This window comes from Nostoc sp. JL23 (assembly GCF_017115065.1).
GTDB lineage: Bacteria > Cyanobacteriota > Cyanobacteriia > Cyanobacteriales > Nostocaceae > Nostoc > Nostoc punctiforme_A.
On sequence record NZ_JABXKN010000053.1, the window covers coordinates 92,938 to 109,736 of the forward strand.

A 16,799-nucleotide genomic window follows, 5' to 3' on the forward strand; every position below is an offset into this window, starting at 1 on the left:
CCAGTACTACAAGTAATATTTATCAAGCAGTTGTAAATTCTTTATTTACAGACTCAATTAATTGAGTGACCCGTTCTTTAATCTCATCGCGGACTCTCGGAAAAATTTCTGGTTGTTCTGCTGGATCGTCTAACTGCCAGTCTTCAAACACTTCCCGCACAACCCATTCAGGCGGTAAATTCACCCCACAGCCACACAAAGAAATCACTACATCAAAGTCTTGTGCTTGGAAATCATTGAGGGGTTTGGAGTGTTGATCGGTAATGTCGATACCAATTTCTTTCATAGTTGCGATCGCTTCTGGTCTAACCTGACTTGCTTCTAACCCAGAGCTAATCACTGCAATCTTTCCTTTACCAAGAGTTTTAGCAAAACCTTCCGCCATTTGGGAACGGGCAGAATTCTTTTTGCAGACAAACATCACACGTTTCATGGTTCAAATCCTCCGAATAATTTGACTCAATTTAAAAGATTCTCGATTCAGATGGCGAAAAATAACGTTTTTCAAACCAGAAAGCCACATTAACCAGACCAATCAATACAGGCACTTCCACCAGGGGGCCGACAACAGCTGCAAAAGCAACACCCGAATTAATGCCAAATACTGCGATCGCAACTGCGATCGCTAATTCAAAATTATTTCCTGCCGATGTAAACGCGACACTTGCGGCTCTAGAATAGTCTGTTTTAACGCGCCAAGCCATGTAAAAGCTGACCAAAAACATGATGATGAAGTAGACGATCAACGGAATTGCAATCTTCACCACATCGAAGGGGATCTGAACAATCAAATTCCCTTTCAAGCTGAACATAACGACGATTGTAAATAATAAAGCAATAAGTGTAATGGGGCTGATTTTAGGCACAAATTCCTCGTGATACCACTGCTTACTTTTCACTTTTACTAAGAAGTAACGTGTGAAAAATCCAGCTAAAAAGGGAATACCAAGATAGATAAACACACTTTTGGCAATCTCGGCAATACTGACATTCACAACACTACCTTGTAAGCCAAACAGTGGCGGCAGTACAGTGATGAAAAACCAGGCATAAGGACTATAAAAGATAACTTGAAATATGCTGTTGAAGGCAACCAATCCAGCCGTGTACTCTGTATTACCTCGTGCCAAGTCACTCCACACCACTACCATTGCAATACACCGAGCTAATCCAATCAAAATCAATCCCGTCATGTATTCTGGGTAATTATGTAAGAAGATAGCTGCCAGAGCAAACATCAAAATTGGCCCAATGATCCAATTCTGAATTAGTGAAACACCAAGAATTTTTCCGTTGCGAAATACATCCCCTAATTCTTCATACCGCACCTTGGCTAAGGGCGGATACATCATCAAAATTAACCCAATGGCGATCGGTATATTGGTTGCTCCCACCTGAAACTGGTTGATAAAGGCTTCTACTCCAGGAAAGAAATAGCCTAGACCAACACCGATAGACATTGCTAAAAAAATCCACAAGGTTAGGAAGCGGTCAATAAAGGAGAGGCGTTTTGAAGTTTTTTTGTTCATTACAATTAACCCCATACATGAATGCAGGAGCTTTGAGCAGGAATTTCAGATTATTCAATCCAACATCCAAAATTGAAAATCTAAAATTCGTGAGTTATATCAAGAGTATATATCTATCATTTCAAAAAAAGTTGATTTGTAAATGCCGATAAAACTAAAATTAAACAAAATATTACAAAAAAAATTGATGAATATTTAAGGCTCGCAGGGGGGACGAATAGGTAATATGGGGCTAAAACGGCGGAATTCTGCTAGATACTGCTCTAGAGCAACAAATTGGGGCAAATTGAGGCTGTAGTAAATCCAGCGCCCTTCTTGACGAGCGCGAACTAAACCCGCTTCTTTCAGGGTTTTGAGGTGAAAAGACAGTTTAGATTGCGTGGTTCCCAGGTGGTCACACAGGTCACAGACGCATAGCTCTTGAGAGCGTAGCAGTTCTAATACCTGAATCCGTAGGGGGTCAGACAGGGCATGAAAGCCAGCAGCGATCGTATCAGGAGTGAAGGTGCTATTAGAAGCCATCAATTTTTTTTGAAGTATTTATGGTAAAGTCTAAATCATCGCAAAGCAATTGGCATCATTCACGATGCAATGATGCCTACTTGTTGGTCATTATGCGAACGCGGTTTTCGGCATTTACGCCAATTAATATTGTTTGCAGAATGGGAATGCGACCGTTTTTTTTGATCCCCCTTGTAGAGACGCGATTCATCGCGTCTTGTATTTATCAGTTTTGTACGTATTATAAATTTATCCAAATCCAGCAAATCCGATCGCTAAAATTAAAAAAAAGAAGATAACGAAGAAATGCTTAACTCAACTGTATTGATTTTTGGTTTATAGTCGATTCTTAGTTGGGATCACAATCATTGAGAAATAGGGGACTTTATCTGGATCGACTTCATCTAAGGGTATAATGCGTTGCTGTGATGTTGATGCCCGCTCAATATATCTTGCCCGTGATGCTAACCCTAATTTATGCAGGATATCTCGTACTTTGGTAAAGTGACGACCTAGTTTCATAATTGCTGCTGCATCAGTCATTAACAAATGTGTAGTCAGTTCTTCTGCTGGCAATGGAGCGGGTAAGACTGTGAGAATATCCGTGTAGTAAGTGAAAGGTACACCCAAGGCTACCGGACAAGCCATTAGCGAGGAAACTCCGGGGACAACTTCTGTTTCGTATTGGTCACATAACCGTGTGAACAGATACATGAAGGAACCATAGAAAAATGGATCGCCCTCACATAGCACTACAACATCTCGACCTGCTGCTAAATGGTCGGCGATTGGTTCAATTTCCTGGTCATAAATAGACTTTGCTTTTTCTGGTTCCAAAGCGCGTGGGAGATGAAATAGCACCTCGATTTGATTGCCAGGAAGATACTGCGCCACGATCGCTCTAGCGATACTTTCTTTATCTGTGGCTGATTGATAAGCTACCACAGGAGCCGCACGTAATAGCCGCAGCGCTTTCAGAGTCAATAATTCGGGATCGCCCGGGCCGACACCAATTCCATAGAGACGACCTTTGGGTTGCATATTCATTCTTCCTCCGTTGCCAGGGCGTTAACTGCTGCTGCCGCGATCGCACTTCCACCGCGCCGACCGTGTAAGGTTAAAAATGGTACATTCCTGCTATCTGCTGCCAGTGCGGCTTTCGATTCCGCTGCACCGACAAACCCCACTGGAAAGCCCAAGATAATCGCGGGTTTGGGCGCTCCTTCATCGAGCATTTCTAACAGTCGGAATAGTGCTGTGGGCGCATTGCCAATTGCAATTACCGATCCTTCCAGGTGCGATCGCCATAATTCTAGAGCTGCCGCCGACCTTGTAGTACCCATACGCTGGGCAAGTTCTGGCACTTCTGGTTCGTTAAGGGTACAGATAACTTGATTGTTTGCAGACAACCGCCGCCTGGTAACGCCATCGGCAACCATTCGGCAATCACACAGAATTGGCGCTCCTGCTGCCAGTGCTGCCCTTGCGGATTGTACTGCTGTTAGTGAATATCCCAAGTCAGTGACAATATCCGTCATCCCACAGGCATGAATTAGACGCACAGCAACTTTTGCTACATCTGGTGGCAACACATCTAAGTTCGCTTCTGACCGGATAATTGCAAAAGAATTACGGTAAATTTCGTTGGCATCTCGGATATAGTCGGACATTCAATTTTGGATTTTAGATTTTAAATTTTGGATTGATTTGTTAGTTACTATAGATACTTCTTTTTTAATAGAAAAATACCTAATTTAACTAACCACAGAGACGCAGAGAACGCAGAGTCAGAGAAAGCGAGGAATCAATCATCTGTATTTATCTGTGGTTCTATTTTCTAAGTGTTTATTAAATAACTGCTGTAATTGTGCTATTGGATATCCATTAGCAAATTCTCCAAAGGACTCATCAGAATTTAAGCGTTGAATTTTATATACATATAGCATCCGCTCTATTAATACAGGTAGTTCGGCAAAAGTTACATATTGATATAGTTCACGTCCGAATTTCTGATTGGTGTCACCAACATAAATGTGATAGCCTTCCACAGTTCGATTGTCAGCCTCAATGCTGACGCCGAGGAGAGTAATATCACTTTTGCTATGCTGGGCACAAGATTTTTCGCAGCCAGTGAAGTGGATATTAACTGGGTAATCGAGAGTAACGCGAGTTTCAAGATACTCTGCCAATGCCAACGCATGACTTTTAGTGTCAGTGGCAGAAGCGGCGCAACCCTTTTTTCCAGAACAGGCAACCAATCCACCCTTGATGTTGGTTGCAGAGGAATCTAATTCTAATAAAGCAATTTCACTTTGGACATCAGCAACCCATTGCTGAGGAATATCTGTAAGGAGCAAATTTTGCCAAGGGGTTAGCCTGAGAGTTCCACTACCGTATTTTGCTGCTAAATCTGCTAAACCCCGCATCTGTCTACTCTCCAATCGGCCAAGGGGCAAGACGACACCAATGTAAAATAAGCCTTGCTGACGTTGGGGATGGATGCCAATATGCTGATATTTCGCATTTGACCGCTCCCCCAACCCCTCTCCTACAAGGAGAGGGGAGAATTTCTCCCCCTTCCCTGCAAGGGAAGCGGGTTGGGGGGTTAGGTCTTTTCTGATTTCACTGTACAAAAGAGAAAAAGGTAGACGCTGCTCAACTTCCTGGAGATAATTTTCACAACCCAAAGTATTCAATAACTCTCTCAAACGTAGCCGCCGCTTACTCGTAGTATGACTATAAGCTAGATAGACATCCGTCAAAGCTGCTAAGACGGGCAAACAGTCCTCTGGTGGTAACAAAATTCCCGTATCGCTGGGCGGTTGACCCTTCTTGCCGACACTGAGATAGAGGCGAAAATAAACATTATCGTTAAGTAAGACAGCTACAAAGGCGATATCATTCAAGCGATCGCACACCTGAATTATCCCACCACCATCAAAGCAAACGCTAAATTTGGCCGACAGTCCCGAAAGCGCCGGATGTGCAGCAATATAATCATCCCAACCTTGGACAAAGGGGCGAGTGTCGATTAATTCTTGGGGATCGATACCAGCAGTTGGACTGGTCATAATATTGCGGATTTGGTCTACAACAGTATTGTCAGAACCCAATCCCATATTTTGTAGGTACTTCAGAACCTCAGCATTTATCCCTGTGCGGATTTCACGAACTTGCAGGTTAGCTCGGTTAGTCACATCTAGATAGCCGCCACCGTGCTGTTCTGCTATATCTGCGATCGCACGGCACTGCTGACTACTAATAATTCCACCTGGTATTCTAACGCGAGACAATATCCCATCTGCGGCGGGAGTAGCATAAAACAAGCCAGGACAAGTGGCAAATCTAGAAACCAAATTTAGAACTCCTTCCCCGTGCAACGCAGGGAGTAGACGGTGAGTGTGTCTTGAGAACATCCTGAGAGTTGGCATTCTGACTTGGGTCATCCCATCACAGCTGCGGCACAGTCCCGGAATTTCACCGGAGTTTCCCAACTCTCAGCCTTGAGTAATTTAGATTTTGTTTAGGTTATAGATTTCAACCACACATCATCCAGATAATTATTTTACATTACTATTGCCAGAAATTTTGTAACTGCCTAGCTAGTAGTACTTTAGAAAAAAAACAGAGACATTACCAAGATTTTTGCTCAATTTCCTCCAAGGCTTTGAGTTCTCGAAGCCTTGGAGCGACACAAGGCGTGATTGACCCCTTCGAGTTAGATAATAGGGATTCCAGTGGTTGTGAACTACTACAATCACAGCCAAATCTACAACGCCCGATATTACACGCTCAAGGAGGGTGCTAGAGCTAAAGTTTTCGTCAAATCAGTCAGGAGAACGCGATCACAGAGGTTAAACAGTTCTGCCTCAGTAGAAGTATGTCGCATCAACCGTAAAAAATGACCTTCAGTGTCAACACTCAGAGCAATGTAGTTGAGGAACATTTTCAGGTAGCCTACGCGCGATCGCTCTGGCATAGTTGCTGCTGTGGGAGTTTGCCATAAACGATCGATATAGTTGCGTACCTCCGCCAAAGGAACGGGTGCGATCGGTTCTCTTCGCAAAGCTTGGCGAATTTGATTAAAAAGCCAAGGATTCCCGATCGCCCAGCGTCCCACCATAACACCCGCCGCGCCCGTTTGAGAAAGCACTTCAACAGCAGTTGTTGCCGAGTTAATATTGCCATTAGCAAGCACTGGACAATGGACTCGTCTGACTGCTTCAGCGATTAAATCATATTTCACTGCCCCGTGGTACATATCTTTCACCGTGCGACCATGCAAACTTAGCAAATCAATGCTGTGGCGATCGATGATATCTAGAATTTTGTAAAAATTATCTGTATTTTCAAAGCCTACGCGCATCTTGACAGTCAAAGGTCGATCGCTAACTGCTTGCCGTAGTTCTCCCAAAATCCGATCCACTTTTTCCGGCAACAGCAGCAATCCACCCCCAACATTTTTGCGATAGATTCTGGGTGCTGGACAGCCCATGTTCAAGTCAACTCCAGCGATATTATAGTTGCAGAGTTCCTTTGCTGTTCTTACTAAATCTGGAATGCTTTCGCCAATCATTTGCGCAAAAACGGGACGACCAGTGTCGTTTTCGGTGATTGCTGCCAGAATGCTACGATTGAGCCGTGAAGTATCATTGACGCGGAAATATTCGGTAAAAAAGTAGTCAGGGCTGCCATAGTGGGCAATCACCTTCATAAACCAGAGGTTGGTCACATCCTGCATGGGCGCAAGAGCGGTGAGGGGTAGGTGTGGATAGAACGATTGGGGGAGCGATACCTGGGGCATAAAGATGAAGAGCGATCGACAAAGCTCACTGTTAAGTTATAAGTAGCTAGACGTAAATCAATTAAAGTTTGTAGTGTACCCCTTCGGGGAAGCAAGCTACGCATAGCGTCTCGTAGAGAGGACTTTAGTCCTAATTATCGTTGCTTTGAGCGATGAATCGCTCACTACAAACTAGGAGTTTATTAGTCAATACGCTTGGGTTAAGCATTTTTTTCTTCTCTCTGTTCCCTCTGCGCCTCTGCGGTTCGTTAAAAATTTTACTTTTATAAAGAGTTTTAGCCTTAACTGAACCGTTGGTTTATTAGTAATTTATTCAACAATTTTTTGATCAAAACTAACTAATACCACAAGCTGCTAATTTTACAGCTAAAGCATCAGGGTAGCGCCACGGTTGAGAACCACCAATCCAAATACGTGAGGGTAAATGACCGATTGGTGCTTTAAGACTAAAATCGAATTCTGAATTTGCATAACTATAATTGTATATATGCCAACCAACTTGATTACAAAAAACTCCATAGTCTCCATTAACGTTTTTGTAAATAAGTGTCTGTATGCTAAAACCAAAGCGTTTATGACTGTAATTCACCCATAAAAGGTCAATAGTTTGCAAATCTTCACAGGGAAGTTTCTCAAGCTCGCTACTAAATATATAGCTACCTCTAGGCTTTGCTAGTGCTTGACACATTAGTTCCCAAGTTTCTCGATCTGCTAATTCCCATTTTCCTTTTGCTAATAAATCACGCAAATGTGTATAATCAATAGTATTTACTGTACGATAATTAAAAATATTTAGCAATTTCTTTGGTTGTTGCTCCAGTATCTGTAAAACTTCTGTTGCCGATTGAAAGCGTTGCGAAACAGCATTTTGTAAAAGTTTATCTAAGATTTCACCAAGGTGAACGCTAACAGTATTGTTTGCTGGTAAATATTCTTGCCATACCCAGCGATCGTTAGCAATATCGAACAAATCAAAGGGAGAAACATTGGTAAGTAAGTAAATACATGTTACACCTAAGCTGTAAAGATCGCTGGCTGGTAATGCCTTTCCTCGCATTTGTTCGGGAGCGATATATTCTGGGCTACCTACTATGGTGCCTGTACGAAGTTGCTTCATGTTATTGGCTAATTTAGCAACTCCGAAATCGATTAAAACCAGGTCTCCTCGACCCGAACGGCGTATAATATTTTCCGGTTTAATATCTCGGTGGATTACTTGTCGGGAATGGATAAATTGCAATGTGAGCAATAAACTTTTTAATATTTCCCAAATTTGCGGTTCTTGAAAAATGCCTTTTTTTTGTAATTCCTGCGCGAGTGTTTGTCCATCGACTAATTCTTCAACGATATAAAACTTTTGATTTTGTTCAAAGTGCGCTAGTAATTTGGGTATTTGAGAGTGTTCTAGTTCATTGAGACGAAGCGCTTCTTGATGAAATAAATTGACTGCTTTATGCCAAATTTCAGTATTTTCCTTTTGAAAACATAGTTGTTTGACCGCACATTTTGGTTGATCTGGAAGATGTTCATCAATAGCTAAAAATGTTCTCCCAAAGCCACCGCTTCCAATGACGGCGAGTGGACGATATCGCTGTTTAAGTAATAATTCCTGACCACAACTATTGCAAAAACGAGAAGTGTTAGAATTTTGGGGACGTAGGCAATCAATATTGGTACAGTAGCTCATACTACAGGAGTTCTATTTGTTGGAATTACTATATATAAAGTATTCCCATTAGAAAAGCACTCTTACTAGTAGAAAAAACAGCGATGCCTACGGTGGGCTACGGCTACGCATTCTGGAAGTTTTAGCATAGTAGCAGTGTACTGCCTGTTGCAAGCGATCGCTACTTTAGTACAACTTTGACTCTTTGAATTTTCTATCAAATACAAGGATGCTATAACCAAATACAAGTGTCAAAAACTACTTAACCCAACGTTTAGTTGCCTCTGCAATGCGTTCCCCAAAGCGTAGTGAAGTCAGATAATCGCCCGAATCTAGCACTGGTTCTTTGCCACTCATGTCGAGTTGACTTTGACCCATTACACCTAGAAATCCTCCTAATCGATTTACCCCATCATCTTTACCAGATAAAAAGCTTTGTAAGTCTCCCACGTTTACCCAAATCATGCCATGTTGGGCTGCATTGGTAGCTAAATAGAGGAGTGTACCTTGTTTATCGCCACTGGGAGAGCTGGAATGGGTAAAACCCCCAGCGATTTTATCTTTCCATCCGTGTCGGAACCAAACTTCGCTAGCAGCATCAATAAATGCCTTGAACTGAGCCGCAACACCACCCATGTAGGTAGGAGAGCCAAAAACAATTGCATCAGCTTGATTGAGAGTTGCTATTACCTCATCATTCTTCCAACGACCATTGACTATCTGCTCTCCAGTAATCCGTAGCAGTTCAACAGTGGTGTCTTTAACTTTACTTGCACCTTCAGCAATAGCTTGGGCCATAAGATGAGTATGACCTGCACCAGAAAAATAGATAATCGCAACGGTGGGCATAGGAGGTTTAGTTAAAATTTTGACTGAAACTGAACGAGAAATATCATAAAGACTACTGGCTTATAAAGTAAAGTAGTCAATCTTAAAGTCATTTCTGTTATTCTTCTAAAAGAAAATTCTTTTGATCCAAGTCTTTCTCCTATTTATATTAACCAGGTATGTGTCTCAATGATGTAGTGATTGACCGTGCCAGCCCCAGTGATGTTACTGGAATCGTCAAGTTGGCCCAAGCCAATGACGCAGAACATGGTGGTATGTTGTTAGGTCATCTTGAGCCAGAGGCTGTGATGATGACTATCTCGCAAATGCCGAGCGTTGTAGCCCGAAAAAATGATCAAGTTGTAGGATTCTTACTCAGTTGGTCAAAGACAACTGCTAATCTACCGATTATAAAGGTGATGTTACAAGTCTATCCTGGTACAAAAGATGCTTACTTGTATGGCCCCATTTGTGTTGATGAAACTATGCGTGGGCAAGGTATTGCTGCGGTAATGTTTGCTAAGTTGAAAGATTTTCTACCAAAGCGGGAAGGAATACTGTTTATCAAGGCAAACAACAAAGCATCACTTCAAGCACATCAAAAGATGGGTATGCGCAAAATGGCAGAGTTCATCTATAAAGGCACTGAGTTTTTGATATTCGCGTATAATAGTTAACTACTTTATAGGTTCTCTTTAAAATTAAACTGAGTGGCTAATCTGGAATAATTTCAGTTATTTACTACTTGCTTAATCTGAAAAGTTACACAAAAGTTATTAGCCAACAGCTAAGAAATTTATTTCATGACGGAAAATGGGGCTTAATGGTGTAAATTATTTGTCCATAAGTCTATAATCTGCTCTTGTTAGAATCCGAACCTCTATGCATTTAGTCAAAGTATCAATTTTGACATTCTTTGTCACTACATTTTCATTTGTTCAACAAAGCCATGCTGATACCAGTGCGCCACCAATTAAGACACAGGTTCAGCAAGTAGCACAGTGGTTCACTGGTTTTTTTGATAATGCTCAACAGGTTGCTAATAGCCCCTCTGTGCCATTAATTACTATATCAAGTTGTAATGTACAACTTGATGGTACTAATCCTCTGGCTGAAACACAGAATGTTTATCTAGAGCAAGAAAGCCCAGGTTTTGAGCGGCTACGCCTTTATTCTTTTAATCAAGGAATTTCGGCTGTGAATCTAAGTATTAGCAGCTTTTTAAATGAAAATACTGTACGCGGGTTATGCAATCATTCTCAGTCTAGGCCACAGCTTAGTATTAACAATGTTGAGAAGAACACCTGTAATCTGCAATTATTTTGGGAGCAGAACAGCTACATTGGGAATAACGCTCCCAATGGCTGTATAACAAATAATGGCTTCAAAGTAGTTTCTGATATAACTATTGAGCAAAGTAGCATCGACTCCTTAGACAAAATTTTTGACAAGAAAGGCAATTTACTTGTGGCCACACCCATTGAATTCCGTCGAGTTAATTCTGTTCCAGAACCCTCTGTCATATTCGGGTTGCTGGCTTTGGGAATTTTGAGTACAAAAAATGCAATTTCAGATCGGCAAAAACAGAAATCAAAAAAGAATAAAATCTCTGTTTAAAGTTAGCGATGGAGGGCTGTAAGGCTCTAAGCTTTAGCTGACTAACCTGAGCCGAATCAATTTGAGTGGCGTCCAATAACTAAACATTGGTTTTGTACTCTGGTAAGCATATCGTTAAAAGCAGGAGTATAACAACCATCTTTATCAACAACCCTACGGAGAGTATACTCACCAGCCCGAAAAAGTCCGCCAAACCAAACGTTATTTCTGTGCCAAATATCTCCATTGAGAGAATTTTTGTCTTGGGACATTGTGAAACTGACAATCGATTTTGGAACTGATATTCCTAGAAAAACAGGTGTGACTTGAGCTTGTTGCAAAGTTTCATCTTCAAACTGAATTTTGTAACTTACTCTAAACCATTGAATTGAACGTAGTAATATCCAGCCAGCAATCGAGTCATGAAAAGTCCACTGTAACGGGGCAAATATCGGTAAAAGCAAAGCTTTATTCTGTATATCCCATTCTAAATTGTACATAGTAATGCAAGTATCTGGCAGTGGATTGCCATCCATAAAAAATACACCTTTAAGGACAGATGGTAAGTTTGTTTCTTTGATTTGAATCATCCAGGTTGCAATATTATTCAGTTGCTTTTTCTCAATTAATTCAGCCATATAATTTGTAATTACTTCCTTTGAGCTAAAAAAATACCTAAATTTTTAACGAATCGAGTCAGAGAAAAGATGAGTAAAAACACGTTTGCCCTAGCGAATGGAATTCGCGGCTATACAAACAAAACCCACCTCCGTGGGTTTCAAATCCTTTGAGTCCGCGTAGGCGGACTTCGTTTGTGTAGCCGCGATTTCTAATCGCCTGGTATATTTGCAAAGGTGAGATGCTCCCTGTGCGCCCCTACTTGAAGTCTCTTACTCACAGTCGTTGAGCAAAACCTTGTAGTACCAAATTATTAGGAGTAACGGCAGTCACTTTTTCAAAATCCCACTTGACTTCTGTAATTGAGTCCCATTGATAGTTGTGAAACAGATGTAAACAGAAAATTTTGATAAAGCCAATTGATAAGGATGTACCAGGACAGGCTCGCTCATGCCCTTCGCTGTTCCAAGATAAGATATCTGAAAAATCCCGTGTTAGATCAAAATCATCTGGATTTTGGTATCTATTGGTATCCCGATTAGCTGTAAGAATAGAGCCAAGCAAGCGAGTACCTTTTTGGAATGGACATTTTTGTTCTCCAATCTCGACTTCACCGGCTTCAGTGGTCAGTTGGCTAACAAATCGCACAGGTGGATAGAGACGAGCTGTTTCTAGAATCACTTGATTGAGAAGTGTTGACCGTTCTAGAGCGTCTGAGTCTAAAGTTTTCTTACCATTCCAGACTGCATTCACTTCTGACATTACATCATTTCTGAGAGTATTATCTAAGCAAAGAACACCAATAACTGATCCTAAAAGCGCACTCGTGCCGGCAGTACCAGCGATATGAATCATATCAAAAAGGGTATTAGCGATTTGGTGTTCGTTCAACTGATACTGAGCGCCTGTTTCAAAGTAAGATGCCCATTTAGCTGATTGTTTATATCGGTTAGTTAAATATTGACGATGCCGAATTTTTGGCGCTGTTAATATTGCCAGCAGATACTTGCTGATAAAATTAGGCAAGGATGCAAGAGCCAAGCCTTTAATGTAACTATTGGATGCTGTGATTTCTTCCTCAGATAAAGATATCTGAAAAACTAGTTGGTGCAAAATCGACAGCATAATCTTTGGCAAATCGTTGCCGATGTGTAATTTGCCTTGTTTAGCAGTTTCTAACAGGCTTTGCTCTACTAAATCCCCTAAAAAGTCTATCTGCCCTGACGGTTCTGGTAAGGCTTGTAAAATTACAGTACGTAGTCCTGTGTGTTCGTTACCGTTTGTTCCCAAGCTCAGAGGATTATCCAACAGATAGCTAGGAGCTAATATTCTGATGATGCCTAAATCATTTCCTCGCAGTTGTGGTTGGGTTTGCATTAATTCTCTCACCTGCGAGTGAGAGGAATGCATAATTGCTTGGTCTACTGCAAAATACTTGTCTCCAATATTGTCTTTACGGATGTAGAGAAAGTCTCGCCATGCGTTGAGCATGATTGACGCATCCATGTAATAAAAAATCAAGCGGAGAAACTTGCCGATCGCAGTGTCGTAACCTACTTTAGCTAGTATAGGTGCAAGCCAAAGCTGGCGATCGTGACCTTTGAGGACTTTATCTTTAAGTGTCATAGTATTTATTTTGAGTCATTGGTCATTTGTTATTTGTCTCTAATTCAAATATTGATGCTCTGAGGGATTTTAGAAGGAAGTAGATATTCATAGGGTGGACGGTGGAAATTACGTTGCTTGATGGTATCTTCTACCTGCTGAAGATTACTCTGGAATGCTTGTAGCAATGGTTTTACTTTTTGGTCTGTAAAGTATCCTTGCTGATAATCACCCAGCTTGTTGTAATACACAGACCCCAACAAGCTGAGTAGGTTGTATTGCCGTTGCGCCTGATCTAAGGGAGGGAGCAAATTAAGGTAGTCTTGCTCAGTAACTTCTCTTTTGAGAGTTGAGGCTGGTAAATAACCTGCCATTGGAATCGCTGCGGCGTAGCCCATAAAATCTTTTTGCGGAAAGTTAACCGCAGCGTGTTGGGCGCTGGCAGTGAAAATAATCAGCGTAGTGGCATCAATTAGATAATTGCGCGTTTTGATGCTCCCATCTTCGCCAAAATCGGGGATGCGGCCACCATCGTAAGCTGAGATTTCAGCTGCCCACGCTTGCAATGCTCTGTCTTTTTGAATGTCTTCATCCTTGGTGTAGTAAAGGTTTAGGTAGTCTGAAACCCATTGATGAATGGCATCCCAGACTAATAGTGCATCATCCCGGTAAGGATAAACAGGCAATAGATTGGGATCGTCCACACCGCGCTGTTGGAATTGCTTAGGTAAAATGGCACTGTTAAAACCATAGCTTTGCAACCCTAGCACTGCTAAAACGCGAGAGTTGTCGATTGATGATGAGAGTAATCTATCGACACCACCGCCTGGAGCTATGAGAATCCGTTGAGCAGCATCGTTAATTGCTAAAGTGCTGTCAAAATGCGGGTGCAGTAGAATTCTTAGAGGATGGGTGAGTGGCAGTTGTCTTGCGGTGGCGATCGCAAAAACACCAACCAAGAGGTGAGTTCTTGCTAGATGAGTAACAGGTTCGTGGTAGTTGGCATCTGCTATTTGGACTATTGTTTTGGCAAAAAGCCAAGAGTATTTACTGGAGTTAGGGGTAACAATTGGATAATCTGGGACTGGGGTTTGACCGCATTGAATGGCTATGGGACGCAATAAACGGGTGGGGTCTGAGCCTTTGGGTAAGGCAAACAGTGCTAGGGGAGCATAGAGATATTTTTGCTCGTGTGGGAATGTACCGTTGACCGCACCATCTAAAATTTTATAGTCAGCTAAGTAGAGCCTGCCTTCAAGTCCGGCTGCTGCTAATGAATCGTCAGTCCCCATTACGCCTTGGTAATGTTCGTTTGTGACTGGGAAGCGATCGCCTGGAGTATTTACTCGCTCGATCATGACGGGATTGTAGCCAGCCACTCGCATGTAGGCAAATACTTCATCTTCTTGGTAAGTTTTAGCGATCGCTGGTACACCAATCACTGGAAACAAATTTTCGTAGTCCTTGAGACTAGTTGCATGTCCTGTCGGCTGTCCTTTGTATAGAAGGTTAATTATCCTATTTAGGGCATCTCTGAGAATTACAAGTCCGTTTTCTTTCAGAATAGAATAAAAAAGATCGTCGAGTTCTCTAACATCCTGAGATATGCTTTTGAGCAAAAACTGAGGGATAATTTGCAGGATTCTTGCCAGAATACTGATTTTTACTGGTACTGCTCCCTTGAGAAAGGCTTCTAAAATAAACCTTTCGACATCATCACGAATCGATTTAGAACCTTGATTGCCTCTGTTGACAATCAAGGTATTGATAAACACAACTCGTAACTGCTGGGCTAATAAAAAATACCAGTTAGTAGCGAACTCTTCGGCAATAGAAAGCCGATCTAGCATCGCAATAGATGGAATATGGGTGTAGTTATATTGATACTCTTGCCTAGCTATATCTAAAGTATGAGTACTTGATGAGCTAATTGAATTTTCTGGTGATGAAGCAGTCATTGACTCTACTCATGTTTAATACGGGGAACTTTAATAACGCGATGTGCAACTTATTCTTGAAACCCCACTTCCATTCCTCTCCCCGAAAGGTCGAGAGGCTTTGATTCTTGCTCCCCTTCCCTTGTAGGGAAGGGGTTGGGGGTTAGGTCTGAGAGAAAGTCTGCACACGGCGTTTAATAGTTTAGGATAAACAGATTTGAGTTACCTAAACGTATTATTGCAATCAAGTTTAAAATTACGATTTTTCTAAAGGAATTTTCTGGATTCTATCAACTCCTGAACCACGCACTAAATGTTTAGAAATCTTGCAAGGAATATTTAGCAATACAAATAATATTTGCCAACATTTAGAAACAATTCTCAAAGAAAACTTTCGGACTAAGGTATTGTGTTTGAGTTGACATTTCAACCACTGAAACAATATCAGGAAATGCTATATCAGATTCTTCCTCTGCTGCCGATGTCTCCAATGCTTCTTCTGCTTACACAGCGATGGAATATTTTTCTATTACCTTCGCTCTATCAAAAATCTATCTCTATCTCACTGCTTTTATCCTTCAACAGTTAGAAGCAGCGAACTTTGCTCCATGCAAAGCTATGAAGGCAAGTTCTCATACTGTGGCAAAAGGATAAAATTGTGGATATTAGCAGACGAAATTTACTGAAGGTAGTTTCTGCTTCTGGTTTAGGTGGAGCTGGGGTATTTGCCTTACAAGGTTTAACCAAACAGGTTTTAGCACAAAATCAGTCTACCCCACTCCAGATTAAAAAAGGGGAAATGCTCTACAGGCAACTAGGACGCACCAAAGAACAAATATCTGTAATTGGTTTAGGTGGTCATCATATTGGTAGACCAAAAGATGAACAAGAGGGTATTAATCTGATCCGTACTGCTCTCGATCGCGGGATTAATTTTATGGACAATAGCTGGGATTACCATAATGGAGGTAGCGAAATTCGCATGGGTAAAGCTCTGCAAAATGGTTATCGTCAAAAAGCTTTTCTGATGACTAAAATCGACGGTCGCACAAAGGCGGCTGCTGCTAAACAAATTGATGAATCTTTAAAACGTTTACAAACAGACCACATTGATTTGTTGCAGCATCATGAAGTCATTCGTATGGAAGACCCAGACCGGATTTTTGCTCCTGGTGGTGCGATGGAAGCAGTTGTGGAAGCACAAAAAGCTGGCAAGATTCGCTACATAGGCTTTACTGGACACAAAGACCCTTTAGTACACCTGAGAATGTTGGAAGTTGCCAATCAAAACAACTTCCGTTTTGATGCAGTGCAGATGCCGTTAAATGTTATGGATGCCCATTTCCGCAGTTTTGAACGGCAAGTCTTACCCAGACTGGTTCAAGACGGAATTGCTGTACTGGGGATGAAATCAATGGGCGACCAAAACATTCTCAAAAGCAATGTGGTCAAACCGATCGAATGTCTGCATTATGCGATGAATCTGCCAACTTCAACGGTGATTACAGGTATTGAAAGTATGCCCATCTTAAACCAGGCTTTCGAGGCAGTACGTACTTTTAAACCCATGAGTCAGGAACAAGTTAGAGCATTACTGAATCGGACTCGCCAAGCTGCTCTCAAAGGTCAGTATGAACTGTTTAAAACTACTAACCAATTTGATAGTACAGCCAAAAATCCTGAATGGTTAGGATAAATTTTAGCTAGGGCGTGTT

General features: G+C 41.6%; 15 protein-coding genes and 1 riboswitch. Of the genes, 3 read left to right on the forward strand and 12 right to left on the reverse strand.

Annotation, left to right across the window (positions count from 1 at the left end; all coding sequences use genetic code 11):
- Positions 1-22 precede the first annotated feature (22 nt).
- The 9 genes from arsC to HWQ42_RS11350 all read right to left on the reverse strand — a co-directional run bounded on the left by arsC (position 23) and on the right by HWQ42_RS11350 (position 9,349).
- Positions 23-433 (reverse strand): arsenate reductase, glutathione/glutaredoxin type, encoded by a 411-nt coding sequence (gene arsC / locus HWQ42_RS11310; RefSeq protein ID WP_292811962.1) that lies wholly within the window; start codon positions 431-433, stop codon positions 23-25.
- Between the two features lie 31 nt (positions 434-464).
- Entirely contained in the window at positions 465-1,529 is a 1,065-nt protein-coding gene (gene arsB, locus HWQ42_RS11315) for an ACR3 family arsenite efflux transporter (RefSeq protein WP_292811964.1), read from the reverse strand.
- Between the two features lie 195 nt (positions 1,530-1,724).
- Positions 1,725-2,051 carry a helix-turn-helix transcriptional regulator gene (locus tag HWQ42_RS11320; RefSeq protein ID WP_292731538.1) on the reverse strand — a complete coding sequence of 109 codons (327 nt, stop codon included), beginning with the start codon at positions 2,049-2,051 and terminating at the stop codon, positions 1,725-1,727.
- Positions 2,052-2,366: 315 nt separating this feature from the next.
- Entirely contained in the window at positions 2,367-3,071 is a 705-nt protein-coding gene (locus tag HWQ42_RS11325; protein ID WP_292812013.1) for a precorrin-2 C(20)-methyltransferase, read from the reverse strand.
- A 2-nt stretch (positions 3,072-3,073) separates the two neighbouring features.
- Positions 3,074-3,700, reverse strand: a complete 627-nt coding sequence (locus HWQ42_RS11330; protein ID WP_292811967.1) for a precorrin-8X methylmutase — start codon at positions 3,698-3,700, stop codon at positions 3,074-3,076.
- 138 nt (positions 3,701-3,838) lie between these two features.
- Positions 3,839-5,461, reverse strand: a complete 1,623-nt coding sequence (cobG, locus tag HWQ42_RS11335; protein ID WP_292812015.1) for a precorrin-3B synthase — start codon at positions 5,459-5,461, stop codon at positions 3,839-3,841.
- Positions 5,435-5,544, reverse strand: a riboswitch (cobalamin riboswitch). (Overlaps the previous gene by 27 nt.)
- A 270-nt stretch (positions 5,545-5,814) precedes the next feature.
- Entirely contained in the window at positions 5,815-6,834 is a 1,020-nt protein-coding gene (locus tag HWQ42_RS11340; RefSeq protein WP_292811969.1) for a tRNA-dihydrouridine synthase family protein, read from the reverse strand.
- A 334-nt stretch (positions 6,835-7,168) separates the two neighbouring features.
- Positions 7,169-8,521: a serine/threonine-protein kinase gene (locus tag HWQ42_RS11345; protein ID WP_292811971.1), complete on the reverse strand. Its 1,353-nt coding sequence runs from the start codon at positions 8,519-8,521 to the stop codon at positions 7,169-7,171.
- A 237-nt stretch (positions 8,522-8,758) separates the two neighbouring features.
- A complete protein-coding gene (locus tag HWQ42_RS11350) occupies positions 8,759-9,349 on the reverse strand; it encodes a flavodoxin family protein (RefSeq protein ID WP_292731529.1) in 591 nt (196 codons plus the stop codon).
- Between the two features lie 158 nt (positions 9,350-9,507).
- On the opposite strand from HWQ42_RS11350, the gene HWQ42_RS11355 reads away from it, so the two are divergent.
- A complete protein-coding gene (locus HWQ42_RS11355) occupies positions 9,508-10,005 on the forward strand; it encodes a GNAT family N-acetyltransferase (RefSeq protein ID WP_292811973.1) in 498 nt (165 codons plus the stop codon).
- Positions 10,006-10,210: 205 nt separating this feature from the next.
- The gene (locus HWQ42_RS11360) at positions 10,211-10,945 is read left to right on the forward strand and encodes a chromophore lyase CpcT/CpeT (protein WP_292811975.1); all 735 of its coding nucleotides are present in this window, start codon (positions 10,211-10,213) and stop codon (positions 10,943-10,945) included.
- Positions 10,946-11,001: 56 nt separating this feature from the next.
- Here HWQ42_RS11360 and HWQ42_RS11365 read toward each other — a convergent pair whose 3' ends face one another.
- The 3 genes from HWQ42_RS11365 to HWQ42_RS11375 form a co-directional block, all read right to left on the reverse strand.
- Positions 11,002-11,562 carry a hypothetical protein gene (locus HWQ42_RS11365; protein WP_292811977.1) on the reverse strand — a complete coding sequence of 187 codons (561 nt, stop codon included), beginning with the start codon at positions 11,560-11,562 and terminating at the stop codon, positions 11,002-11,004.
- A 256-nt stretch (positions 11,563-11,818) separates the two neighbouring features.
- A complete protein-coding gene (locus tag HWQ42_RS11370) occupies positions 11,819-13,168 on the reverse strand; it encodes a cytochrome P450 (protein WP_292811980.1) in 1,350 nt (449 codons plus the stop codon).
- A gap of 44 nt (positions 13,169-13,212) precedes the next feature.
- Positions 13,213-15,105 (reverse strand): lipoxygenase family protein, encoded by a 1,893-nt coding sequence (locus HWQ42_RS11375; protein ID WP_292811982.1) that lies wholly within the window; start codon positions 15,103-15,105, stop codon positions 13,213-13,215.
- A gap of 637 nt (positions 15,106-15,742) precedes the next feature.
- Here HWQ42_RS11375 and HWQ42_RS11380 point away from each other — a divergent pair.
- Complete coding sequence (locus HWQ42_RS11380) at positions 15,743-16,780, forward strand: aldo/keto reductase (protein ID WP_099100979.1); 1,038 nt, start codon at positions 15,743-15,745, stop codon at positions 16,778-16,780.
- Positions 16,781-16,799 lie beyond the last annotated feature (19 nt).

Bases quoted from the DNA above. Each gene is read 5' to 3' on its own strand.
- arsC (WP_292811962.1), bottom strand. From the start codon at position 433: ATGAAACGTGTGATGTTTGTCTGCAAAAAGAATTCTGCCCGTTCCCAA.
- arsB (WP_292811964.1), bottom strand. From the start codon at position 1,529: ATGAACAAAAAAACTTCAAAACGCCTCTCCTTTATTGACCGCTTCCTA.
- HWQ42_RS11320 (WP_292731538.1), bottom strand. From the start codon at position 2,051: ATGGCTTCTAATAGCACCTTCACTCCTGATACGATCGCTGCTGGCTTT.
- HWQ42_RS11325 (WP_292812013.1), bottom strand. From the start codon at position 3,071: ATGCAACCCAAAGGTCGTCTCTATGGAATTGGTGTCGGCCCGGGCGAT.
- HWQ42_RS11330 (WP_292811967.1), bottom strand. From the start codon at position 3,700: ATGTCCGACTATATCCGAGATGCCAACGAAATTTACCGTAATTCTTTT.
- cobG (WP_292812015.1), bottom strand. From the start codon at position 5,461: ATGCCAACTCTCAGGATGTTCTCAAGACACACTCACCGTCTACTCCCT.
- HWQ42_RS11340 (WP_292811969.1), bottom strand. From the start codon at position 6,834: ATGCCCCAGGTATCGCTCCCCCAATCGTTCTATCCACACCTACCCCTC.
- HWQ42_RS11345 (WP_292811971.1), bottom strand. From the start codon at position 8,521: ATGAGCTACTGTACCAATATTGATTGCCTACGTCCCCAAAATTCTAAC.
- HWQ42_RS11350 (WP_292731529.1), bottom strand. From the start codon at position 9,349: ATGCCCACCGTTGCGATTATCTATTTTTCTGGTGCAGGTCATACTCAT.
- HWQ42_RS11355 (WP_292811973.1), top strand. From the start codon at position 9,508: ATGTGTCTCAATGATGTAGTGATTGACCGTGCCAGCCCCAGTGATGTT.
- HWQ42_RS11360 (WP_292811975.1), top strand. From the start codon at position 10,211: ATGCATTTAGTCAAAGTATCAATTTTGACATTCTTTGTCACTACATTT.
- HWQ42_RS11365 (WP_292811977.1), bottom strand. From the start codon at position 11,562: ATGGCTGAATTAATTGAGAAAAAGCAACTGAATAATATTGCAACCTGG.
- HWQ42_RS11370 (WP_292811980.1), bottom strand. From the start codon at position 13,168: ATGACACTTAAAGATAAAGTCCTCAAAGGTCACGATCGCCAGCTTTGG.
- HWQ42_RS11375 (WP_292811982.1), bottom strand. From the start codon at position 15,105: ATGACTGCTTCATCACCAGAAAATTCAATTAGCTCATCAAGTACTCAT.